This window comes from Mycobacterium sp. NGS22 (assembly GCF_059813095.1).
Genome location: NZ_JCALDY010000012.1, coordinates 130,059 through 152,089, shown reverse-complemented (window position 1 = coordinate 152,089; position 22,031 = coordinate 130,059). Strand labels below are relative to the sequence as shown.

Genomic DNA, 22,031 nt, shown 5'->3' with positions numbered 1-22,031 from the left:
CAAGCCCGTCGATGCCAAAGGTCAGCGAGGACCATCTGGAGGCCCGCCGTCGTCAGATCCTCGACGGCGCCCGCCGCTGTTTCGCCGAATACGGCTACGACCAGGCGACCGTGCGTCGGCTCGAAAAAGAGATCGGGATGTCGCGCGGTGCGATCTTCCATCATTTCCGGGACAAGGACGCCCTGTTCTTCGCTCTCGCGCGCGAAGACACCCAGCGCATGGCGGAGGTCGCCTCGCGCGAAGGGCTCATCCAGGTGATGCGCAACATGCTGGCCGCGCCGGAGCAGTTCGACTGGTTGGCCACCCGGCTGGAGATCGCCCGCAAGCTGCGCCACGACCCGGAGTTCAGCCGCGGCTGGGCCGAGCGTTCGGCCGAGCTGGCGGCGGCGACCACCGAGCGGCTGCAGCGCCAGAAGCAGGCCGGGCGGGTCCGCGACGACGTACCCACCGACGCGCTGCACTGCTATCTGGATCTGGTGCTGGACGGTTTGGTGGCACGACTGGCGTCGGGCGAGGATCCGCAGCGGCTGGCCGTCGTGCTGGACCTGGTGGAGAACTCGGTGCGCAGACCGGCTTCGACCCGCAGCTGACCGGCGTCAGGCCAGTTCGATGAGGTCGCGATACTCCTCGGACCAGTAGTCCTCGGTGCCGTCGGGCAACAGCAGCACCCGCTGCGGGTCGAGCGCCTCGGCGGCGCCGGGGTCGTGGGTCACCAGCACCACCGCGCCCTGGTAGCTGCGCAGCGCGTCGAGCACCTGCTCACGCGAGGCCGGGTCGAGGTTGTTGGTCGGTTCGTCGAGTAGCAGCACGTTGGCCGTCGACGCCACCAGACCGGCCAGTGCCAGCCGCGTCTTCTCCCCACCGGACAGGGTGCCCGCGGGTTGCTCGAGTTGCGGACCGCTGAACATGAACGCACCGAGCAGGCCGCGCAGATCCTGTTCACCGGTTTCGGGCGCGGCGTGCCGGATGTTCTCCCAGACCGTCGCGTCGTCGTCGAGGGTGTCGTGCTCCTGCGCGAAATACCCGATCCGCATCCCGTGTCCGGGTTCCAGGCCGCCGGTGTCGGGGGTCTCGACCCCGGCCAGCAACCGCAGCAGGGTGGTCTTGCCGGCGCCGTTGAGCCCGAGCACCACCACGCGGGAACCGCGGTCGATGGCCAGGTCGAGGCCGGTGAAAACCTCGAGGGAGCCGTAGGTCTTGCTCAGACCCTTGGCCACCAATGGGGTACGCCCGCACGGGGCGGGGGTCGGGAACTTGATGCGGGCCACCTTGTCGGCGACGCGTTCCTCGTCCAGCGCAGCCATCATCCGGTCGGCGCGACGCAACATGTTCTGCGCCGCAACAGCTTTGGTGGCTTTGGCGCCCAACTTGGCGGCCTGGGTGCGCAATGCCGCGGCCTTGCGTTCGGCGTTGGCGCGTTCCCGACGGCGCCGTTGCTCGTCGGTGGCGCGGGCATCGAGGTATTTCTGCCAGCCCATGTTGTAGACGTCGACCTCGCCGCGGACGGCGTCGAGGAACCACACCCTGTTGACGACCGCGGCGAGCAGGTCGACGTTGTGGCTGATGATGACCAGGCCGCCGGTATGGGCGCGCAGGAAATCCCGAAGCCAGCCAACCGAATCCGCGTCCAGGTGGTTGGTCGGCTCGTCCAGCAACAAGGTGGTGGACGACCCGGCTCCGCTGTCCGATGCGGCGAACAGGATGCGGGCCAGCTCCACCCGTCGGCGCTGACCGCCGGACAGGGTGCGCAACTGCTGGGTCAATACCCGATCGGGCAGGCCCAGACTGGCGCAGATGCGGCCCGCCTCGCTTTCGGCGCCGTATCCGCCCAGCGCGACGAAGCGCTCCTCGAGTTGGCCGTAACGGCGGATGGCGCGATCCCGGGCGTCGTCGTCGGCCACTTCGGCCATCAGCGCCTGCTGTTTCTCCAGATCGGTCAGCAGCACGTCCAACCCGCGGGCGGACAGCACCCGGTCGCGCGCCAGCACGTCGAGGTCGCCTTCTTTGGGATCCTGTGGCAGATAACCGATTTCCCCCTTGCGCACCACCGAACCGGCGTAGGGCTGGCCCTCCCCCGCCAGGATGCGCAGTGTGGTCGTCTTACCGGCGCCGTTGCGCCCGACCAGCCCGATCCGGTCCCCGGGCTGAACCCGCAGATCGGGACCGTCCGGTGAGAGCAGGATGCGCGCACCAGCGCGGACCTCCAGGTCCGTAGCCGTGATCACATTCGCTCCTAGCTCGCATCGTCGTCGGACCTACTTGTCGTCGGTGAACACCGCCGGGCGTCTCTCCGCACGTGCGGCAACCGCTTCTTCGAAGTTGGAGGTGAGAAGACGGACGAAAAGCTGTCCCAGGCCCTCGGCCTGCATGTGCCCTTCCAGACTACCGGCGTCGAGTCCACTCCACAGTGTGCGTTTGGTCAACTCGATGCCGGGGCGGGAGAACGCCGCCATGCGCGCGGCGATCGCATAACAGGTGTCCAGCAACTGCGCGCCGGGCACCTGACAGGACACCAGGCCGATCCGCTCGGCTTCCTCGGCGCTGACGTCGCGGCCGGTCAGCATGATCTCGAACGCCCGCGACGACCCGATTGCCCGGGGCAGCAGGTAACTGAGGCCCAGTTCGCTGGCGGTCAGACCGTTGTTGATGCCGGCCGCCCGGAAATAGGCGCTGGTGGAGGCCACCCGGATGTCGGCGGCCAGGGCGAGGCACAGCCCGCCGCCGATAGCCGCGCCGTTCACCGCAGCGATCACCGGCTGGTGCAACCTACGCAGCTTGAGGATGACGTCGTCGAGGATCTCCATCGAGCGCAGCGCGTATGTCGGCCGGGTCAGCCCGTCGACGTGCGGGACGGTGCCCGCGGACTTGTGGTCCGCCCCCGAAGAGAAACCGCGCCCCGCGCCGGTGAGCACCACCACCCGCACCGAGTTGTCCGACCCGACCTGTTCGAGGGTCTCGCGCAACGGAACCATGACGTCGAAGGCCATGGAGTTCATCCGCTCGGGACGGTTGAGGGTGATCAGGGCGATCTCGGGTCGCGGATGTTCGAGGAGGACCAGACTCACCAGTGAACGGTATCGCAGCCGGCCGGCGATCCGTCGGGGCTCAGACTTCGGTGGCCTCGATCTCGTAGTCCTTGAGCTGCTGGACCAGGTCCTCCAACGCCGCCGGCGGCAACGCACCGGCCTGGTTGAACAGCAGCTGGCCCTTCTTGAACGCCATCAGGGTCGGGATGGACCGGATCTGAGCGGCCGCCGCCAACTCCTGCTCGGCTTCGGTGTCCACCTTGGCGAAGACGACATCGGGGTGTTTCTCCGAGGCCGCCTTGAAGGTCGGTGCGAACGCCCGGCACGGGCCGCACCAGGACGCCCAGAAGTCGACGAGCACCATGTCGTTTTCGGCGATTGTGTCGTTGAACTGTGCAGCAGTGAGGTCTCGGGTAGTCACGTCTGCGGTAACGCCACCGGCGGCACCTTTGTTCCCGGCCCGCGCGGACTCACGCCCGGTCCAGCAAACTGCCGCTGGGCGTCAACCGGTAGGCCCTGAGGTGGGTGACCAGGTCCAGCATCACCCTGGGATTGGCGACCCCGGCCTGCTTGAACACCAACTTGCCCTTCTTGAAGGCCATCAGGGTGGGCAACAGCTTCACCCCGGCGGTCTCGACCAGCTCCTTCTCGGTTTCGAAGTTGACCTTGCCGTGCACGATGTCCGGGCAGGTTTCGGCGGATTTCACGTACGTCGGGGTGAACACGTCGCACGGTTGGCACAGCGGCGCCCAGAAGTAGACCAGCACGTTGTCGTTGCCCAGCACCGCCTGCCGGAAGTCGGCGGCGGTGAGGTCTCGCGTCGGCGCGTTGTCCATCGAGCCGAGATTACGTCCAGTGCGACCAGACCCGCACGACATTGTGCGGGCCCGCCGAATCGATGTCGGCACGTCCGGACTGGTCGGCTGCGAAATTGGTGGTCCGTAGATGGATTCATCCGTGCGAAATGGGGATAGGATTCTTGGGTCGCTGTCTCAATGTGGAGGTGCGAGATGTCGTTCGTGGTCGCCAACACAGACTTCGTTTCGCAAGCCGCCGGGAATCTGGCCCGGGTCGGCTCGCTCATCAGTGAAGCCAATTCCGCGGCAGCGGCACAGACCACCGGCGTGCTGGCCGCCGGTGCCGACGAAGTTTCCAGAGCGGTCGCCGCGGTATTCGGCGCGCACGCGCAGGGCTATCAGAACCTCAGCGCACAGGCCAGCGCGTTCCACGAGCAGTTCGTGCGGGCTTTGGCCGGCGGCGCACAGTCGTACGCCCTTGCCGAGGCCACCAACTTCGGCCCCCTACAGCCGGTGTTCGACCTGATCAACGCACCTACCAACCTTCTGCTGGGGCGCCCTTTGATCGGCAGCGGTGCCGACGGCACGGCGGCGAGCCCGAACGGTCAGGCCGGCGGAATCCTGTGGGGCAACGGCGGCAACGGGTTCTCGCCAGGTATGGCCGGCGTGGCGGGCGGTAACGGCGGGGCCGCCGGACTACTCGGGAATGGCGGGGTCGGCGGGGTCGGCGGGGCCGGAGCGAACGGCGGGGCCGGCGGCGGCGGCGGGTGGCTGTTCGGCAACGGCGGTGCCGGTGGGGCCAGCGGTGGCGGTGGCGGTGCCGGCGGTCTAGGTGGCTCCGCTCTGCTGTTCGGGGCAGGTGGCGCGGGCGGTATCAGCCCCAACGGCTCGGGAGCCGGCGGCGGCGGAGGCAACGGCGGGTTGTTCTTCGGCAACGGCGGCGCAGGGAACAGCAGTTTCCTCGGCGGCGGTGGCGCGGGCGGCAGGGCCTTCCTGTTCGGCGACGGCGGCGCAGGCGGGGCTGCGCTTTCCGCCGGAACCGCCGGCGCAGGCGGCAGCGCCGGATTCTTCTACGGCAACGGCGGCGCCGGCGGCAGCGGCGCGGGCCTGCTGTCGGGCGCCAACGGCGGGGCAGGCGGCCAGTCCGGGTTGATCGGCAACGGCGGCGAAGGTGGCGACGGCGGGACGCTGAACGGCAACGGCGGCGGTGGGGGCAACGCCCAGCTGATCGGCAACGGCGGCGCGGGCGGCGACGGCGGTGGCTTGACCGGCGTCAGTGGACTCGGCGGCAGGGGCGGGTTGTTGTTCGGCGCACCAGGGGCGAACGGAACATAGCGGGCGGTCAGCTGCCGCACCGAGCCCCTTACTTACGGTTGCGTACGTTTTCCGACGTCGGAGACACTTAGGACCCACCGGTCTGAGTGGAAGGAACCGCTGTGGGGCACTACATCGCCAATGTCCGCGATCTCGAGTTCAACTTGTTCGAGGTGCTCGACGTAGGCGCTGTCCTGGGAACCGGGCGCTACGCCGATCTCGACGTCGACACCGCGCGCACGATCTTGTCCGAGGCGGCGCGGCTGGCCGAAGGGCCGATTGCCGAGACATTCGCGTTCGCCGACCGCAACCCCCCGGTCTTCGACCCGAGCACGCACACCATCAGCGTCGCGCCGGAATTGGTCAAGACGGTGCAGGCGATCAAAGACGCCGAATGGTGGCGCCTGGGCATGGCCGAGGATATCGGCGGCATGGCCGCTCCCGCGCCGCTCACGTGGGCGGTCAACGAGATGATCTACTGCGCCAACCCGTCGGTCTGCTTCTTCAACCTGGGGCCGGTATTCGCGCAGTCCTTGTACGTGGAGGGCAACGACGAGCAAAAGCGTTGGGCGGCAATGGGAGTCGAGCGCGGGTGGCAGGCCACCATGGTGCTGACCGAACCGGACGCCGGATCCGATGTGGGCGCGGGACGCACCAAAGCGATCGAACAACCCGACGGCACTTGGCATATCGAAGGAGTGAAGCGGTTCATCTCGGGAGGCGACGTCGGCGACACTGCGGAAAACATCTTTCATCTGGTGCTGGCCCGCCCGGAAGGCGCCGGACCCGGGACCAAGGGCCTGAGCCTGTTCTACGTGCCCAACTTCCTGTTCGACCCCGACACCGGCGAACTCGGCGACCGGAACGGGGTGTATGTCACGGGGCTGGAACACAAGATGGGCCTGAAGTCCTCCCCCACGTGCGAAGTCACTTTCGGCGCCACCGACACACCCGCCGTCGGGTACCTGGTCGGCGGCGTGCACGACGGGATCGCGCAGATGTTCACCGTGATCGAAAACGCCCGCATGACAATCGGTGTCAAGGCTGCGGGCACCCTGTCCACCGGCTATCTCAATGCGCTGGCGTACGCCAAGGAACGCGTGCAGGGCGCCGACCTGACCCAGATGACGGACAAGACGGCCCCGCGGGTCACGATCATGCACCATCCGGATGTGCGCCGCAGCCTGATGACCCAGAAGGCCTACGCCGAGGGACTGCGGGCGTTGTATCTGTACGCCGCCGCCCATCAGGACGATGCTGTCGCACAACATGTTTCGGGTGCAGATCACGACTTGGCGCACCGCATCGACGACTTGCTGCTACCACTCGTCAAAGGCGTGGGCTCCGAGCGCGCCTACGAGGTCCTGACCGAGTCACTGCAGACGCTGGGCGGTTCGGGCTTCTTGCAGGATTATCCCATCGAGCAGTACATCCGTGATTCCAAGATCGACTCGCTCTATGAGGGCACCACGGCCATCCAGGCGCTGGACCTCTTCTTCCGCAAAATCGTGCGTGACCATGGCCAGGCTCTGCAGCATGTGACGACTCAGATCAACAAGACGATCGAGAGTGTCGACGAGTCACTCAAAGACCAGGCGGAGCTGGTGCAGGCCGCGTTGGACGACGTCACGGGCATGACCGCCGCGTTGATGGGCTACCTGATGTCGGCCGCGCAACACCCCGGCGACATCTACAAGGTCGGACTCGGCTCGGTGCGCTTCCTGCTTGCCGTCGGCGACCTGCTCATCGGGTGGCGCCTGCTCGCGCAGGCGGACGTGGCGCAGGCGGCGTTGGCCGGTGAGCCGCCCCAAGCGGACCGGGCGTTCTATCAGGGCAAGGTCGCGGTATCGGGTTTCTTCGCCAAGAACATGCTGCCCAAGCTGGCCGGCTTACGAGCCGTCCTGGAGCACCTCGACGACGAGGTCATGCGGATCCCCGAAGACGCCTTCTGACCTCAGACGGTGAAACCGAGGGCACGCAGCTGCTCGCGGCCGTCCTCGGTGATCTTGTCCGGACCCCACGGCGGGTTCCAGACCCAGTTGATCTTGATCTCGTCGACCAGGCCACTGCCCACCAGCGCCGAACGCGACTGATCCTCGATGACGTCGGTCAGCGGGCAGGCCGCAGACGTCAGGGTCATATCGACCACGGCGACAGTGCCCGCGTCGCCTTCTTCCAGGTTCAACCCGTAGACGAGACCGAGGTCGACGACGTTGATTCCCAGTTCCGGGTCGACGACATCGCGCATCGCCTCCTCGATGTCGGCGAGAAACTCCTCGTCCGAAGCGCTCTGTCCGCTGCCGGGCACCGTGGTTTCGCTCATCTGTCGACCTCCTCGAGAGCTGCGTGGGCCTGCGCGAGTGCATCTTTGAATGCCATCCAGCCGAGCAACGCACATTTCACCCGCGCCGGATACTTGGCCACTCCTGCAAACGCTACTCCGTCACCCAGGACATCCTCGTCGCCGTGAACCTTTCCGCGCGACGACACCATTTCGCTGAATGCGTCGACGGTCCGCAGCGCTTGCGGCACACTCTGCCCGATCACCTGATCGGTCAGTACCGATGTCGCGGCCTGACTGATCGAACAGCCCTGGCCGTCATAGGAGATGTCGGCGACGGTCTCACCGTCGGCGGACAACGCCACCCGCAACGTCACTTCGTCGCCGCACACCGGGTTGACGTGGAACACCTCGGCCCCGAAGGGCTCCCGTAGCCCGCGGTGATGCGGGTGCTTGTAGTGGTCCAGGATCACATCCTGGTACATCTGCTCGAGCCGCAACTCAGGATCTCCCGAAGAAATCCACGGCCCGTCGCACGCCACGCACCAGCCGGTCGACTTCCTCGTCGGTGTTGTACACCGCGAACGACGCGCGTGCGGTGGCCGCGAGGCCGAACCGACGGTGCAGGGGCAGCGCGCAATGATGACCGACCCGCACCGCCACACCCTCGTCGTCGAGCACCTGGCCGACGTCGTGGGCGTGCACGCTGTCGACGACGAACGACACCGGCGATCCGCGGTTCTCCATCGACGTGGGACCAACGATGCGGACACCCCCGATGCCGGACAAGCCGTCGATGGTCTTGGCGACCAGCTCCCGTTCGTGCGCCTCGACGGCGTCCATGCCGATCGCTTCGAGATAGCGTGCGGCGGCAGCTAATCCGACCACCTGGGAGGTCATCGGGGTGCCGGCTTCGAAGCGCTGGGGCGCCGGCGCGTAGGTGGCCGATTCCATGGTGACCGTTTCGATCATCGACCCGCCGGTAAGAAAAGGCGGCATGGCGTTCAACAGGTCCCGGCGGCCGTACAACACTCCGATCCCGTTGGGTCCGAGCATTTTGTGGCCGGAGAACGAGGCGAAGTCGACGTCGAGCTCATGGAAGTCGACCGGGTGGTGGGGTACTGACTGGCAGGCATCCAGAATGGTCAGCGCGCCGACGGCGCTGGCGCGAGCGACCAGTTCGCCCACCGGCGCCAGCGCGCCGGTGACATTCGAATGATGGCTGAAGGCAACGACTTTGACGTTGTCGTCGAGCTGGAGCGAGTCCAGATCGATACGGCCGTCCTCGGTCACGCCATACCACTTCACGGTGGCACCGGTGCGGCGCGCCAGTTCCTGCCACGGGATCAGGTTGGCGTGGTGCTCGAGTTCGGTGGTGACGATGACGTCACCGGGTCTGACGGCGCGCTCGAACCGGTTGTCCCCCAACACATACGACACCAGGTTGAGCGCTTCGGTGGCGTTCTTGGTGAATACCAGTTCGTCGGCGTCGGCACCGACGAACTCGGCGATGTCCGCCCGGCCCTGCTCGTAGGCGTCGGTGGCTTCTTCCATCAACTGGTGCGCCCCGCGGTGCACTCCGCCGTTGGAGGTCAGGATGAACTCGCGCTCGGCGTCGAGCACCTGCAGCGGACGTTGCGACGTCGCACCGGAATCGAGGTACGCCATCTGGTTTCCGCCGCGCATGGTGCGCTTGAGGATCGGAAAATCGGCCCGGACAGCCGTCAGGTCCAGCATGCTAGGCACCGGTGGTGGCGGCCTGAGTGAAGCGCACGTAACCGTTCTGCTCGAGCTCGTCGGCCAACTCCGGGCCGCCGGATTCGGCGATTCGACCGCCGACGAACACGTGCACGTGTTCGGGGTGGATGTAGCGCAGAATCCGGGTGTAGTGGGTGATGAGCAGCAGCCCGCCATGCTCGGCCTGTGCGTAACGGTTCACGCCCTCGCTCACCACGCGCAGCGCGTCGACGTCCAGGCCGGAGTCGGTTTCGTCGAGGACGGCGATCTTGGGCTTGAGCAGTTCCAGCTGCAGGATCTCGTGGCGCTTCTTCTCACCGCCGGAGAAGCCCTCGTTGACGCTGCGCTCGGCGAAGGCCGGGTCGATGTCCAGCGCGGCCATCGCGGCCTTGACCTCTTTGACCCAGTGCCGCAGCTTGGGTGCCTCGCCGCGGATGGCCGTCGCGGCCGAGCGCAGGAAGTTCGACACCGACACGCCGGGCACCTCGACGGGGTACTGCATGGCCAGGAACAGCCCGGCCCGGGCCCGTTCGTCGACGCTCATCGCCAGCACGTCCTCGCCGTCCAGGGTGATGGACCCGGACGTGACCACGTATTTGGGGTGGCCCGCGATGGCGTAGGACAGCGTCGACTTCCCGGAGCCGTTGGGGCCCATCAGGGCATGCGTCTCACCGGATTTCACGGTCAGGTCGACGCCGTTGAGGATGGGGATCTCGCGTTCGCCGTCGGCGGCGTTCGGGTTGGCGACGCTGACGTGTAGATCCTTGATTTCCAGAGTTGTCATGAGATCTTTTCCGTGATTTCCAGTTCGTGTTCGATGGCTGCGGTGAGGCGTTCCCGGATCTCGGGCACTGCGATCTTGGCGATGATCTCGCCGAAGAAGCCGCGGATCACCAGCCGGCGGGCCTGCTCTTCGGGGATGCCGCGCGAGCGCAGGTAGAACAGTTGCTCGTCGTCGAATCGTCCGGTAGCACTGGCGTGTCCGGCGCCGGCGATCTCCCCCGTCTCGATCTCCAGGTTGGGCACCGAGTCCGCGCGCGCCCCGTCGGTGAGCACCAGGTTGCGGTTCATCTCAAAGGTGTCGGTGCCGGTGGCTTCGGCACGGATCAGCACGTCGCCGATCCAGACCGTGTGCGCGTCGGGCAACTTCGACGTCGGATCCCCTTGCAGCGCACCCTTGTACAGCACATTGGACTTGCAGTCCGGCTGGGCGTGGTCGACGAGAAGCCGCGACTCGAGATGCTGACCGTCGTCGGCGAAGTACAGACCCAGCAGGTCCGCGTCGCCGCCGGGTCCGGCGAAGCGCACGTTGGTCGCCGTCCGCACCACCTCGCCGCCCAACGTGACGGCGACATGGCGCAGCACCGCGTCCTTGCCCAGCCGCGCGTGGTGCGCGCTGAGATGCACGGTGTCGTCGGACCAGTCGGCGAGCCAGATGACCGTGAGCCGGGCAGCGTCCCCGACAACGAATTCCACGTTGTCGGCGTAGGTTCCGCTGCCGTCATGATCGATGACGACGACGGCCTCGCCGAGTTCTTCGACCCGCATCTGCAGGTGCCCGTAGGCGACCGCGCCGGCGCCGGGCCCGGTGACGGTGATGTTGACCGGCTCGGCGATCTGCGTGTCGCGCCCGACGGTCACTAACGTGGCCGCGTTGAACGACGAAAAAGCCTGCGCCGCAACGCGGTCCGCGGGAACGCCGCCCTCGCCGAGTCGTTCGTCGCCGCGGCGCACGGTCTCGGTTCGGATGCCGGGCTGCTCGCTGACGGTGATCTTTGCACTGCCGGTGGCTTTCGCCGAACCGTCGTGCAGGCCGCGCAACCGCTTGAGCGGGGTGAACCGCCAGAGCTCGTCGCGGCCGTGCGGTACCTCGAACGCGTCGACGTCGAAGGACGCGAACAGCTCGCCTTTGTTGAGTGCTGCAGGTGCGGTCATCCGACCGCGCCCTCCATCTGCAACTCGATCAGCCTGTTGAGCTCCAGCGCGTACTCCATCGGGAGTTCCTTGGCGATCGGCTCAACGAACCCGCGCACCACCATCGCCATCGCCTCGTCCTCGGTCATCCCGCGGCTCATCAGGTAGAAAAGCTGGTTCTCGCTGACCTTGGACACGGTGGCCTCGTGGCCCATCGTGACGTCGTCCTCGCGGATGTCGACGTAGGGGTAGGTGTCGCTGCGGCTAATCGTATCGACCAGCAGCGCATCGCATTTCACGCTCGACTTGGAGCCGTGCGCACCCTTGTTCACCTGGACCAGGCCGCGGTAGGACGTGCGGCCGCCACCGCGCGCCACCGACTTGGACACGATGTTGCTCGACGTGTTGGGCGCCAGGTGCAGCATCTTGGCGCCGGTGTCCTGGTGCTGGTCCTCGCCGGCGAACGCCACCGACAACACCTCACCCTTGGCGTGCTCACCGGTCATCCAGACCGCCGGGTACTTCATGGTCACCTTGGAGCCGATGTTGCCGTCGACCCATTCCATGGTGGCGCCGGCCTCGGCTCGCGCGCGCTTGGTCACCAGGTTGTAGACGTTGTTCGACCAGTTCTGGATTGTCGTGTAACGGCAACGGCCACCGGGCTTTACGATGATCTCGACCACCGCCGAGTGCAGCGAATCCGACTTGTAAACGGGAGCAGTGCAGCCCTCCACGTAGTGAACGTAAGCGTTCTCTCCGACGATGATCAGGGTTCGCTCGAACTGGCCCATGTTCTCAGTGTTGATCCGGAAGTAGGCCTGCAGCGGGATGTCGACGTGCACGCCCGGCGGCACGTAGATGAAGCTGCCGCCCGACCATACGGCGGTGTTGAGCGCCGAGAACTTGTTGTCCCCGGCCGGAATCACGGTACCGAAGTACTGCTGGAAGATTTCCGGGTGCTCACGCAGGCCGGTGTCGGTGTCGAGGAAAATGACGCCCTGGGCTTCGAGGTCCTCCCGAATCTGGTGGTAAACCACCTCGGAGTTGTGCACGACGAGGCCTGCAGCGACGAAGTTGTGCGGTCCGTCCACCTCGATGTCGTAGACGGGCTCGACGGCGTAGGGCTCGACCGATTTGACCCGCTCGAAACCGAGCCACTCGTTGACGTGCGCCCGGATCGTGGTGCCGTGGGAGCTGTTCGACGAGTGCATGTAACGACGGCGCCCGAAGCGGCTGGTGCGCTTGATATTACGGCAGCCCAGGCGCTCGAAGTCACCGGAAATACCGAGCCGCCAAGCGGTTTGGATGCGGTCGGGCGCATGCCGGTACGGCTGAGTGAACGACCACGGCCCGGCGGCGCGCAGTCCGGACAGTTCGGCCAGCTCCCGCGCCTGACCAATCAGGGGTTCATTGGCGCTGGTCAGCAGGATCGAACCGCTCTTGTCCGGGTTCACGTACCCGTCGGCGTCCACCCATCCGCCCAAGAAGGCTAGTCGCTGGTCGACCGGCAGCCCGTAGACCCAGTCAGGCACCCGCTTGGTCAACGACAGCCCGTTGAATCCCAGCGCGACGATCCACTCCGTCAACGCCTTCGAGTTGACGACGATCCGGTACTCGTCGGCCTCGATGCACCGCAGCCCGAACAACTCCTTGACTACGCGCGTCACCTCGGCTCGCAACTCGACATCGGTTGCGGGAATGGCCAATTGGACCCGATAAGTCTTCGTCGACAGATGCAGATTGCCGTCACCGATGTACAGGCCCAACAGCCACATCAGGTCGACAGAACTCGAGGCCGGAGTCTTCAGCCCCGCCACGGTCGGAAGCTCGGCGGCGACGCCGAACTCGGGCACCCGCCGCGGCACCGCGATGAAGTCGCCCGCCTTGATCTCGCCGACAGTGACCCAACGACGAGCGAAGCGGGCGCGCTGGCGCCCTTGCTTGCGCTCATCGCGCAACACCAACATCGGGTGATTGTCGGTAGCCCGGATAGCGCGCCGGGTGGTCTTGATCTCGTGCGTCAACCTCGTGTCGGTTTGAGCGGAGGCTCTGACCGGTGCGACGACGAACCGCTCGGCGTCCTCGTCATAGGCGAAAATTCGGTCGCCGTACTCGATTTCCTTGATCGGGACCTGGCCTCGGTTGGCCGTCCACACCAAGGTGTCCCCCGCCAAGCATTCGTACTGCGCGGCCACACCGGCAACCAGGCGCTGCTTCTCCGCCTCCGGGATGCCCAACCGGTCGTAAGTGTTTTTAATATCCTCTGGCAACTCTTCCCAAGACGCCGCCTGCTTCTCCGTCGACCGCACGAAATACTTGATGTTGTCGAAGTCGATGCCTTCGAGATTGGACCCCCAGTTGGGCATCGGCTTCTTGTCGAAGATGCCAAGCGCCTTCAGGCGGGTCTTCAGCATCCACTCGGGCTCGTTCTTCTTCGCCGAGATGTCGCGGACCACGGCCTCGGACAGCCCGCGCCGGGCGCTGGCACCCGCGACGTCGGAGTCGGCCCAGCCGTAGCCGTACCGGCCCAGCGACTCGATCGTCTGTTCCTGGGTCAGCGGCGCTTCGAGTGTCATCGGGACGCTCCTCTGGTGTGGGTGATCGGCGGGCGCGGGCTGGGCGCCGGGGCGAGTGGTACGTGGGTGGTGCAGGCGCAGTCACCGTTGACGATCGTCGCCAACAACTGCACATGGGTGCCGAGCACCTGCGACATGGCCTGCTGCTCGGCTTCGCACAGCTCCGGGAATTCCTCGGCCACGTGCGAGACCGGGCAGTGATGCTGGCAGATTTGCACACCGTGGATGGGCCCGCCCACCCGGGTGGTGGTGGCGACGTAGCCGGCATCGGTGAGCGCGTCGGCTATCCGGCCGGCCGCGGCTTCGACGGACGCTTCGTCGGAACCGTCGGCGGGTGCGACATCGGACAGCAGCGAGTCGATGCGGCGGCGCGCGAATGTGCGCACCGCGTCGTCGCCGCCGATCTCGCGCAGTTGTCGCATTGCGGCAGAGGCCAAGTCGTCGTAGGCGTGGTCGAGCTTGCCGCGTCCGGCAGCGGTCAAGCGGTAGCGCTTGGCGGGCCGGCCGCGGCCCACCTGCTGCCAGGACGCGGCAGCCACGGATTCGGCGTCCCCGGCGTCGATGAGTGCGTCGAGATGGCGTCGCACCCCGGCGGCCGACAACCCGAGTCGTTCACTGATATCGGTGGCGGTGATTGATCCCGATTCCAGCAGCAGTCGCACGATCGCGCGCCTCGTGTGACCGTCCGACCCGGCAGCACCGGCCGTAGGCACGGCGACGCCAAGCTCGGATCGGATTTTCACAACACCAGTGTGTCGCAATTCCGAGCCTCGGTCCAGCAAGGGTCCCCTTACGTGACGAGGCCAACAGCCCGCGTCGTCGCCGGGGCTACAGCAATGGCCCCGCTCCTCCACGGGCCGCATCCAACAGCCCGCGTCGTCGCCGGGGCTACAGCAATGGCCCCGCTCCTCCACGGGCCGCATCCAACAGCCCGCGTCGTCGCCGGGGCTACGCTGCTCGCATGGCAGGCCGCCACCACACGTTGAGCTCGTCGATCGCCGCGCTGCACGGCGACGAGCAGACCGTGGGCAAGCCACTCAACGCCACCGAACTGTCCGCACTCAAACGCACCCGGCTGTTCGGTGCCACGGGCACCGTCCTGATGGCGATCGGAGCGCTGGGTGACGGCGCCAGACCGGTCGTGCAGGACCCCACTTTCGGGGTTCGGCTGCTCAATCTGCCTTCCCGCATCCAGACGGTCTCGCTGACGATGACCACCACCGGTGCGGTGATGATGGCACTCGCCTGGCTGATGCTGGGCCGGTTCGCCTCCGGTAAGCGGCGAATGTCGCGTGGCGAGTTGGACCGCACCCTGGTGTTGTGGATGCTGCCGCTGCTCATCGCTCCGCCGATGTACAGCAAGGACGTCTACTCCTACCTGGCGCAGAGCCAGATCTCGTTGGAAGGACTGGACCCATACCGGGTGGGGCCTGCCTCCGGGCTGGGCCTGGGCCACGTGTTCACCCTGTCGGTGCCCAGCCTGTGGCGCGAGACGCCGGCGCCCTACGGTCCGTTGTTCCTGTGGATCGGACGCGGCATCTCCTCGCTGACCGGGGAGAACATCGTCGCAGCCGTGCTCTGCCACCGGCTGGTGGTGCTGCTGGGTGTGGCCTTGATCGTGTGGGCGACGCCACGGCTGGCGCGTCGCTGCGGGGTGGCCGAAGTCAGCGCGCTCTGGCTGGGCGCGGCCAACCCGCTGCTGTTCATGCACCTGGTCGCCGGCATCCACAACGAGGCCCTGATGCTGGGGCTGATGCTGACCGGCGCCGAATTCGCGCTGCGTGGCCTGGACGCCGACCGCCTCAAACCCGCGTCGTGGCGGCTAGGACCGGACTGGGAGCCGCTGGGGATGCTGGTCGGCGGGTCGATCCTGATCGTGCTGTCCTCCCAGGTGAAATTGCCGTCGCTGCTGGCGCTGGGTTTCGTCACCGGGGCGCTGGCCTATCGGTGGGGCGGCACCCTCAAGGCGCTGCTGGTGGCGAGCTCTGCGATGGCGGGGTTGGCGCTGGCCGTGATGGGGCTCGTCGGCTCGGCCAGCGGGCTCGGATTCGGTTGGATCTACACCCTGGGCACCGCGAACGTGGTGCGCAGCTGGATGTCGCCGCCCACGCTGCTGGCGCTGGGCACCGGGCAGGTCGGCATCCTGTTGGGCCTGGGCGATCACACCACCGCGATCCTGTCGTTGACCCGTGGGATCGGCGTGTTGCTGATCATGGTGATCGTCTGCTGGCTGCTGCTGGCCGTCTTCCGCGGCAGGTTGCACCCGATCGGCGGACTGGGCGTGGCGCTGGGCCTGACGGTGCTGCTGTTTCCCGTCGTGCAGCCGTGGTATCTGCTGTGGGCGATCATCCCGCTGGCTGCCTGGGCTACCCGCACCGGCTTTCGCGCCGCCGCGATCGCCATCACGTTGGTCGTCGGCATCTTCGGACCCACCGCCAACGGCGACCGTTTCGCGCTGTTCCAGATCGTCGACGCGACGCTGGCCAGCGCTTTCATCGTGGTGTTGCTCATTTCGCTGACCTATCACCGGCTGCCGTGGCGACCGCTGCCGGATGAGGACGAAGACCGCGCGCCCCCGCCCGAAGTCGCCGAGACTGTGGGGAGTCCAACCACCTCAAACCGGCCCTCGGAAGCAGCCACGACGCCCGACGCCTACGCTGATTCCACGTGAGCTCAGTCCCCCAAGACCGCGAAATCGTTTTGCGGCTACGCGGGGTGTCCAAGAGGTACGGGTCCGTCCAGGCGGTGTCAGGTCTCGATCTGGACGTGCATGCCGCCGAGGTGTTCGCGCTGTTGGGGCCCAATGGCGCCGGTAAGACGACCACCGTCGAGATGTGCGAGGGCTTCGTGCGCTCAGATGGCGGCACCATCGAGGTGTTGGGACTGGACCCGATCGCCGACAACGCGCGGCTGCGGCCCCGCATCGGGGTGATGTTGCAGGGCGGCGGCGGCTACCCGGCAGCGCGGGCCGGCGAGATGCTGGAACTGGTGGCTTCCTACGCCGCCAACCCGCTGGACCCGGCCTGGCTGCTGGACATCCTGGGCCTGACCGAAGCCGCCCGCACCACCTACAAGCGGCTTTCCGGCGGGCAGCAGCAACGACTCGCGCTGGCCTGCGCCCTGGTCGGCCGCCCCGAATTGGTGTTTCTCGACGAACCCACCGCCGGGATGGACGCGCACGCGCGGCTGCTGGTGTGGGAATTGATCGACGCACTGCGCCGCGACGGGGTCACCGTGGTGTTGACCACCCATCAGCTCAAGGAGGCCGAGGAACTGGCCGACCGGCTGGTGATCATCGACCACGGCGAAACTGTCGCATCCGGTACCCCGGCCGAACTGATGCGCAGCGGCGCGAAGAACCAGCTGCGGTTCAGCGCGCCGCCGCGACTCGACCTCTCGTTGCTGTCCTCGGCGCTGCCCGAAGACTACGAGGCCAGCGAACTGTCCCCCGGCGAGTACCTGGTGGCCGGCCCGGTCGGACCCCAGGTGCTGGCGACGGTCACGTCCTGGTGTGCCCAGATCGACGTGCTGGCCACCGACATGCGCGTCGAACAACGCAGCCTCGAGGACGTTTTCCTGGACCTGACCGGCAGGAGGTTGCGGTCATGAGTGCTGACGCGTTCCCGGTCGGCACCTTCACCCCGGACCCGCGGCCCAGCCCCGTGTCCCGGATGCTGGCCGCGCAGTCGAAGCTGGAAACCAAGCTGCTGTTGCGCAACGGCGAGCAGTTGTTGTTGACGATGTTCATCCCGATCACGCTGCTCGTCGGGCTCACGCTGCTGCCGTTGGGTTCCTTCGGTCCGCGCCGCGCCGACGTGTTCGTGCCGGCCATCATGGCGCTCGCCGTCATCTCCACTGCGTTCACCGGGCAGGCGATCGCGGTCGGCTTCGACCGCCGTTACGGCGCGCTGAAGCGGCTCGGAGCGACCCCGCTGCCGGTGTGGGGCATCATCGCCGGCAAGTCGCTGGCCGTGGTCTTCACCGTGCTCTTGCAGTCAATCATCCTGGGCGGCATAGGTTTTGCGGTCGGATGGCGACCGGCACCGGCGGCGCTGGCACTGGGCGCGGTGGTGATCGGGCTGGGCACCTCCGCCTTCGCCGCATTGGGCCTGCTGCTCGGCGGAACGTTGCGGGCCGAGATCGTGCTGGCGCTGGCGAACCTGTTGTGGTTCGTCTTCGCCGGGTTCGGCGCGCTGACCCTCGAGACGGACGTCGTCCCGACGGCGATCAAGTTTGCGGCGCGGGTGACACCGTCCGGGGCATTGACCGAGGCGCTGTCGCAGGCGATGAGCCTGCGGGTGGACTGGTTCGGTATCGCGGTACTGGCCGCCTGGGGCGCAATGGCCGCGGTGGCGGCGCGGCGGTGGTTCCGCTTCACCTGAGCGGGCCTGCAACCCGGAGCCGCTTCTACTACATGACGTAGTTGTCGATACGATCGGGCGGTGGCTGTCGGACAAGCGTTGCTCCGGGTGGTGGACAAGCTGCCCGAGCCCAGTCTGCGTGTCCAGCGGCTGATCGCGGCCGCGGTGATCTTGACCCAGGGCGGCATCGCCGTCACGGGAGCGATCGTTCGGGTCACCGCGTCGGGCCTGGGCTGCCCCACCTGGCCGCAGTGCTTCCCGGGCAGCTTCACCCCCGTCGCGCACGCCGAGGTCCCCCGCATCCACCAGGCCGTCGAATTCGGCAACCGAATGGTCACCTTTGCCGTGGTCGTCACCGCCGCGCTGGCCGTGCTGGCCGTCACCAGGGCTCGTCGGCGGCGTGAGGTGCTGTTCTACGCCTGGCTGATGCCGGCCTCGACGGTCGTGCAGGCCGTCATCGGCGGCATCACCGTACGGACCGGATTGCTGTGGTGGACGGTGGCGATCCACCTGCTGGCGTCGATGACGATGGTGTGGTTGTCGGTGCTGCTCTTCGTCAAGGTCGGCGAACCCGACGACGGCGAGGCGCATCACACGGTCGCCGCACCGCTGCGCATGCTCACCGTGCTCAGCGCTGTGAATCTGGCCGCGGTGCTGGTCACCGGCACGCTGGTGACCGCGGCCGGCCCGCACGCCGGCGACAAGAGCCCCAGCCGCACCGTGCCGCGACTCGAGATCGAGATCACCACTCTGGTGCACCTGCACTCGTCGTTGCTGGTGTCCTACCTGTCGCTGTTGGTGGGCCTGGGTTTCGGGCTGGCGGCGCTACACGCGGGCCGGGCCACCATGCGGCGGCTCGGCGTGCTGCTGGCGCTGGTCTTCGCCCAAGCCGCCGTGGGTACCGCCCAGTTCTACAACGGAGTGCCCGCGGTGCTGGTCGCTATCCACGTCGCCGGTGCGGCGGCATGCACCGCGGCCACCGCGGCGCTATGGGCGTCGATGCGAGAACGGGCCCAGACCGAGGCGCTCGCAGGCCGATTCGACGGCCAGCGCGAATTCCCGTTGGGCCAGGTCGCGGGTGCGGGCGTCCAGCCGCAGCCAGCCCAGCGGCGGGTCGATTAGCTGCAATTCCAAGACCCGGTCACCGACCAGATGGACCCGCCCGTAGAGCAAGTCCCCCGGCGCGACGTCCAGAGCGGCGGCACCGACGTCCCAGAGTCCGAAGTCGGCCTCCCCGTGGTGTAGGCCGTTGTCCCTGGTGATGAACGCATGCGAGGGTTCGCCGCCGACGAAGATCAGCACTGTTTCCGGCCCCGAAGCGGACTGCACGAAGACGGTCTCGGGTTGCTCGGCGAGGTAGGTGGTCGCCTCGGCGGGATCGCTGAATCGCCGCGTCCCGCTGCCGACGGCGGGGCCGACGAACACGTGGCCGTCGCTGGGCACGGTCGCGCCGGGCGCCCATTGCGAACCCGGCACGGTCGGCACGCCATGGCGCGCCAGATCGTCCAGGTAGCGTCGGTCGGCGTTCCAGGCGACGACGGCGGGCGGGTTGAGCAGGTTCTGCACGCGGACCGTCCAGGCCAGAAACTCGTCCAGGCGCTCCGCGTAGTCCGGGGTGTCGCGCAGGATCACCAGATGCGCATCGGCGACGTCCGGGTCGTCCCAGGACAACCACCGGGCGTGCAAGCCGCGGTGTCGGAGCGCGGCCACCAGACCCGCGTCGTCACCGTGCCGACGACCCGCCAGCACGATGCGCGGATGGAAGACGTCCGGTCGGGCTAGTTTCATGCCCGGGCATGATATCTCTCATGCGCGCGATCGAAGTCGGCGAAACCGGTGGCCCCGAAGTTCTGAACTACACCGAACTGCCCCAGCCCGAGCCCGGTCAGGGTGAGCTGCTGATCGAGTCCGAAATTATCGGCGTCAACTTCATCGACACCTACTTCCGCTCCGGCCAGTACCCGCGTCCACTGCCCTTCGTGCTCGGGTCTGAGGTGTGCGGGACGGTGGTCGCCCTGGGCCCGGACGCGGGAGACAGCATCGCGGTGGGCGACCGGGTGGTGAGCGCGTCGGCCAACGATGGTTACGCCGAATTCTGTACTGCGCCAGCCTCTTTGACGGCAAAGGTGCCCGACGGGATCGCCTCTGACGTCGCCGCGTCGGTCTTGCTCAAGGGGCTGACCGCGCAGTACCTGGTGAAGTCGGTGTACCCGGTGCAAAGCGGAGACACCGTGCTGGTACATGCCGGCGCGGGGGGTGTGGGGCTGATCCTGACCCAGTGGGCCACCGCGCTGGGCGCCCGGGTGATCACTACGGTGTCGACCCCGGAAAAGGAGCGGTTGTCGCGGGAGGCGGGCGCGGCCGAAGTGCTCCCCTACCCCGAGGACGCCGACGCATTCGGCCGCCAAGTGCGCGAACTCACCGACGGCGCGGGCGCGGCCGCGGTGTACGACGGCGTGGGCGCGAGCACCTTCGACGCGAGCCTGGCCAGCTTGGCCGTGCGCGGGACGCTGGCATTGTTCGGGGGCGCCAGCGGTCCCGTCCCGCCGTTCAACCCTCAGCGCCTCAACTACGCCGGGTCGGTGTATCTGACTCGGCCGTCGCTGGCCCATTTCATCCGCACCGGGCCGGAGTTCAGTCGGCGCGCCGCCGAACTGTTCGACGTGATCGGCAGCGGTGCGGTCCGGGTCACGGTCGGCGGGAGCTATCCGCTGGCCGAGGCCGCGCGGGCGCACACCGACCTAGAGGGCCGCAAGACCAGCGGCTCGATCGTGCTGCTGCCCTGAGCGTCGAGCGTCCCCAAAATGCCAGGATTGTCGGGTTTCGGCGTACATTTGGGCGCCCTCGCGGAAGGGAACGTCAGAACAGCGTGGGCAGCGCGATCACCGAGTCGACGGCAAGCGCACAGAACACCAGCGCAAGGTAGTTGTTCGACTGCAGGAACAGCCGCAGCGGCTTGATCTCGTCGCCGCCGCGCACCCCCGAGTACAACTGGTGGGCCATCGCCAGGAACCACACCCCGGCCACCACGGCGACCCCCGCGTACAGCCAGCCGGCGGCCAGCGCCAGCGCCAGCGTCGCCAGCACCGTCAGCCAGGTGTAGATCAAGATCTGCTTGGTGACCTGACGCTCGGTCGCCACGGCCGGCAACATCGGCACCCCGGCGACTTTGTAGTCCTCCTTGTACCGCATCGCCAGCGCCCAGGTGTGCGGCGGCGTCCAGAAGAAGATCACCGCGAACATCGCCAGCGCCGGCCAACCGATGGTGCCGGTGACGGCCGACCAGCCGATCATCACCGGCATGCAGCCGGCCGCCCCGCCCCACACCACGTTTTGCGAGGTGCGCCGCTTGAGCAGCAGCGTGTAGACGAACACGTAGAACGCGATGGTGGCCACGGCCAGCAGACCCGAAAGCAGGTTGGTGGTCCACCAGAGCCAGAAGAACGAGCCCACGCTCAGCGCCAACCCGAAGATCAGCGCATGAAGGGTCGGCACCGCGGCCCGGGCCAGCGGCCGTCGCGCGGTCCGCTTCATCACCTTGTCGATGTCGGCGTCGGCCACGCAGTTCAGCGTGTTGGCGCCGCCGGCGGCCATGATCCCGCCGACCAGCGTGTTGAGGATCAGCAGCGGGTCGACGGTGCCGCGGTGCGCCAGCAGCATCGCCGGTATCGCGGTGACCAGCAGCAACTCGATCACACGCGGCTTGGTCAACGCCAGATAAGCCAGCATGGTGCCGGTTACCCGTCCCCGTAACCGGCTTGATGTCCGGCCGGGCGCGACATGCCCGCGAACGCTCACGCATTAACTCCTCGGTGAAATCGCAGCCGCGCGCAGCTTCTACTACGCACGATGGTAGACCGCGCACGCCCGACCACTGGCCCGCAGGGTCGGTTCGGCCGCTTTTGCCCCCGACGCGATATTTTCACAGAGGTCCCACCCGGGTACACCCAAATCTGGGACCTGCAACGACCCACGATCCCGCACTAGGGTGGGATTGATCAGTTTGACCACACCGGCCTGTGCAC

Annotated in this window: 19 protein-coding genes and 2 pseudogenes; 8 read left to right on the top strand and 13 right to left on the bottom strand. The window is 67.3% G+C overall.

Features of this window, described 5'->3' with window-relative positions; genetic code table 11:
* The first annotated feature begins 11 nt into the window (after positions 1–11).
* Positions 12–590: a TetR/AcrR family transcriptional regulator gene (locus tag AC5Y47_RS13890; RefSeq protein WP_499944558.1), complete on the top strand. Its 579-nt coding sequence runs from the start codon at positions 12–14 to the stop codon at positions 588–590.
* Positions 591–596: 6 nt separating this feature from the next.
* Here the strand turns inward: AC5Y47_RS13890 and AC5Y47_RS13885 are convergent, their stop codons facing one another.
* The 4 genes from AC5Y47_RS13885 to AC5Y47_RS13870 are packed head-to-tail and all read right to left on the bottom strand — an operon-like array spanning position 597 to position 3,862.
* Positions 597–2,225, bottom strand: a complete 1,629-nt coding sequence (locus tag AC5Y47_RS13885) for an ABC-F family ATP-binding cassette domain-containing protein (RefSeq protein WP_499944557.1) — start codon at positions 2,223–2,225, stop codon at positions 597–599.
* Positions 2,226–2,255: 30 nt separating this feature from the next.
* Entirely contained in the window at positions 2,256–3,095 is an 840-nt protein-coding gene (locus AC5Y47_RS13880) for an enoyl-CoA hydratase (protein WP_499944609.1), read from the bottom strand.
* Positions 3,096–3,105: 10 nt separating this feature from the next.
* The gene (gene trxA / locus AC5Y47_RS13875; RefSeq protein WP_499944556.1) at positions 3,106–3,447 is read right to left on the bottom strand and encodes a thioredoxin; all 342 of its coding nucleotides are present in this window, start codon (positions 3,445–3,447) and stop codon (positions 3,106–3,108) included.
* Positions 3,448–3,496: 49 nt separating this feature from the next.
* Positions 3,497–3,862, bottom strand: coding sequence for a thioredoxin family protein (locus AC5Y47_RS13870; RefSeq protein WP_499944555.1), 366 nt, complete (start codon positions 3,860–3,862; stop codon positions 3,497–3,499).
* A 174-nt stretch (positions 3,863–4,036) separates the two neighbouring features.
* Here AC5Y47_RS13870 and AC5Y47_RS13865 point away from each other — a divergent pair, with 174 nt between their 5' ends.
* Together AC5Y47_RS13865 and AC5Y47_RS13860 are read left to right on the top strand one after the other, a co-directional pair.
* Complete coding sequence (locus tag AC5Y47_RS13865) at positions 4,037–5,158, top strand: PE family protein (RefSeq protein WP_499944554.1); 1,122 nt, start codon at positions 4,037–4,039, stop codon at positions 5,156–5,158.
* 101 nt (positions 5,159–5,259) lie between these two features.
* Positions 5,260–7,089, top strand: a complete 1,830-nt coding sequence (locus tag AC5Y47_RS13860) for an acyl-CoA dehydrogenase (RefSeq protein ID WP_499944552.1) — start codon at positions 5,260–5,262, stop codon at positions 7,087–7,089.
* A 2-nt stretch (positions 7,090–7,091) separates the two neighbouring features.
* Here AC5Y47_RS13860 and AC5Y47_RS13855 read toward each other — a convergent pair whose 3' ends face one another.
* The 7 genes and pseudogenes from AC5Y47_RS13855 to AC5Y47_RS13825 form a co-directional block, all read right to left on the bottom strand.
* Positions 7,092–7,460: a metal-sulfur cluster assembly factor gene (locus AC5Y47_RS13855; protein WP_499944551.1), complete on the bottom strand. Its 369-nt coding sequence runs from the start codon at positions 7,458–7,460 to the stop codon at positions 7,092–7,094.
* A pseudogene (gene sufU, locus AC5Y47_RS13850) lies at positions 7,450–7,903 on the bottom strand (Fe-S cluster assembly sulfur transfer protein SufU); the annotation flags it as partial. The pseudogene sufU and the gene AC5Y47_RS13855, both read right to left, overlap by 11 nt.
* 16 nt (positions 7,904–7,919) lie before the next feature.
* A complete protein-coding gene (locus AC5Y47_RS13845) occupies positions 7,920–9,155 on the bottom strand; it encodes a cysteine desulfurase (protein WP_499944550.1) in 1,236 nt (411 codons plus the stop codon).
* Position 9,156: 1 nt separating this feature from the next.
* A complete protein-coding gene (gene sufC / locus AC5Y47_RS13840; protein ID WP_499944549.1) occupies positions 9,157–9,939 on the bottom strand; it encodes a Fe-S cluster assembly ATPase SufC in 783 nt (260 codons plus the stop codon).
* A complete protein-coding gene (gene sufD / locus AC5Y47_RS13835) occupies positions 9,936–11,090 on the bottom strand; it encodes a Fe-S cluster assembly protein SufD (protein WP_499944547.1) in 1,155 nt (384 codons plus the stop codon). The genes sufC and sufD overlap by 4 nt, the downstream gene beginning before the upstream one ends.
* Positions 11,087–13,645: a Fe-S cluster assembly protein SufB gene (sufB, locus tag AC5Y47_RS13830; RefSeq protein WP_499944546.1), complete on the bottom strand. Its 2,559-nt coding sequence runs from the start codon at positions 13,643–13,645 to the stop codon at positions 11,087–11,089. The genes sufD and sufB overlap by 4 nt, the downstream gene beginning before the upstream one ends.
* A complete protein-coding gene (locus AC5Y47_RS13825; protein WP_499944545.1) occupies positions 13,642–14,388 on the bottom strand; it encodes a helix-turn-helix transcriptional regulator in 747 nt (248 codons plus the stop codon). The genes sufB and AC5Y47_RS13825 overlap by 4 nt, the downstream gene beginning before the upstream one ends.
* Before the next feature lie 218 nt (positions 14,389–14,606).
* On the opposite strand from AC5Y47_RS13825, the gene mptB reads away from it, so the two are divergent.
* The 4 genes from mptB to AC5Y47_RS13805 all read left to right on the top strand — a co-directional run bounded on the left by mptB (position 14,607) and on the right by AC5Y47_RS13805 (position 19,128).
* Positions 14,607–16,316 carry a polyprenol phosphomannose-dependent alpha 1,6 mannosyltransferase MptB gene (gene mptB, locus AC5Y47_RS13820; RefSeq protein WP_499944544.1) on the top strand — a complete coding sequence of 570 codons (1,710 nt, stop codon included), beginning with the start codon at positions 14,607–14,609 and terminating at the stop codon, positions 16,314–16,316.
* Entirely contained in the window at positions 16,313–17,254 is a 942-nt protein-coding gene (locus tag AC5Y47_RS13815) for an ABC transporter ATP-binding protein (RefSeq protein WP_499944543.1), read from the top strand. Before mptB ends, AC5Y47_RS13815 begins: the two co-directional genes overlap by 4 nt.
* Positions 17,251–18,027 (top strand): ABC transporter permease, encoded by a 777-nt coding sequence (locus AC5Y47_RS13810; protein WP_499944542.1) that lies wholly within the window; start codon positions 17,251–17,253, stop codon positions 18,025–18,027. Before AC5Y47_RS13815 ends, AC5Y47_RS13810 begins: the two co-directional genes overlap by 4 nt.
* A gap of 87 nt (positions 18,028–18,114) precedes the next feature.
* Complete coding sequence (locus tag AC5Y47_RS13805; RefSeq protein WP_499944608.1) at positions 18,115–19,128, top strand: COX15/CtaA family protein; 1,014 nt, start codon at positions 18,115–18,117, stop codon at positions 19,126–19,128.
* Between the two features lie 486 nt (positions 19,129–19,614).
* Here AC5Y47_RS13805 and AC5Y47_RS13800 read toward each other — a convergent pair.
* Positions 19,615–19,794: pseudogene (locus tag AC5Y47_RS13800) on the bottom strand (DcsG N-terminal domain-containing protein); the annotation flags it as partial.
* 20 nt (positions 19,795–19,814) lie between these two features.
* Between AC5Y47_RS13800 and AC5Y47_RS13795 the strand changes: the two are divergent.
* Positions 19,815–20,792 (top strand): quinone oxidoreductase family protein, encoded by a 978-nt coding sequence (locus tag AC5Y47_RS13795; protein WP_499944541.1) that lies wholly within the window; start codon positions 19,815–19,817, stop codon positions 20,790–20,792.
* Positions 20,793–20,865: 73 nt separating this feature from the next.
* Here AC5Y47_RS13795 and AC5Y47_RS13790 read toward each other — a convergent pair whose 3' ends face one another.
* The gene (locus tag AC5Y47_RS13790; RefSeq protein ID WP_499944540.1) at positions 20,866–21,804 is read right to left on the bottom strand and encodes a heme o synthase; all 939 of its coding nucleotides are present in this window, start codon (positions 21,802–21,804) and stop codon (positions 20,866–20,868) included.
* Positions 21,805–22,031 lie beyond the last annotated feature (227 nt).

Excerpts from the sequence above, each read along its gene's own strand:
- sufB (WP_499944546.1), bottom strand. The coding sequence starts at position 13,645 with ATGACACTCGAAGCGCCGCTGACCCAGGAACAGACGATCGAGTCGCTG.
- mptB (WP_499944544.1), top strand. The coding sequence starts at position 14,607 with ATGGCAGGCCGCCACCACACGTTGAGCTCGTCGATCGCCGCGCTGCAC.
- AC5Y47_RS13870 (WP_499944555.1), bottom strand. The coding sequence starts at position 3,862 with ATGGACAACGCGCCGACGCGAGACCTCACCGCCGCCGACTTCCGGCAG.
- AC5Y47_RS13855 (WP_499944551.1), bottom strand. The coding sequence starts at position 7,460 with ATGAGCGAAACCACGGTGCCCGGCAGCGGACAGAGCGCTTCGGACGAG.
- AC5Y47_RS13810 (WP_499944542.1), top strand. The coding sequence starts at position 17,251 with ATGAGTGCTGACGCGTTCCCGGTCGGCACCTTCACCCCGGACCCGCGG.
- AC5Y47_RS13845 (WP_499944550.1), bottom strand. The coding sequence starts at position 9,155 with ATGCTGGACCTGACGGCTGTCCGGGCCGATTTTCCGATCCTCAAGCGC.
- AC5Y47_RS13865 (WP_499944554.1), top strand. The coding sequence starts at position 4,037 with ATGTCGTTCGTGGTCGCCAACACAGACTTCGTTTCGCAAGCCGCCGGG.
- AC5Y47_RS13890 (WP_499944558.1), top strand. The coding sequence starts at position 12 with ATGCCAAAGGTCAGCGAGGACCATCTGGAGGCCCGCCGTCGTCAGATC.
- sufC (WP_499944549.1), bottom strand. The coding sequence starts at position 9,939 with ATGACAACTCTGGAAATCAAGGATCTACACGTCAGCGTCGCCAACCCG.
- AC5Y47_RS13795 (WP_499944541.1), top strand. The coding sequence starts at position 19,815 with ATGCGCGCGATCGAAGTCGGCGAAACCGGTGGCCCCGAAGTTCTGAAC.
- sufD (WP_499944547.1), bottom strand. The coding sequence starts at position 11,090 with ATGACCGCACCTGCAGCACTCAACAAAGGCGAGCTGTTCGCGTCCTTC.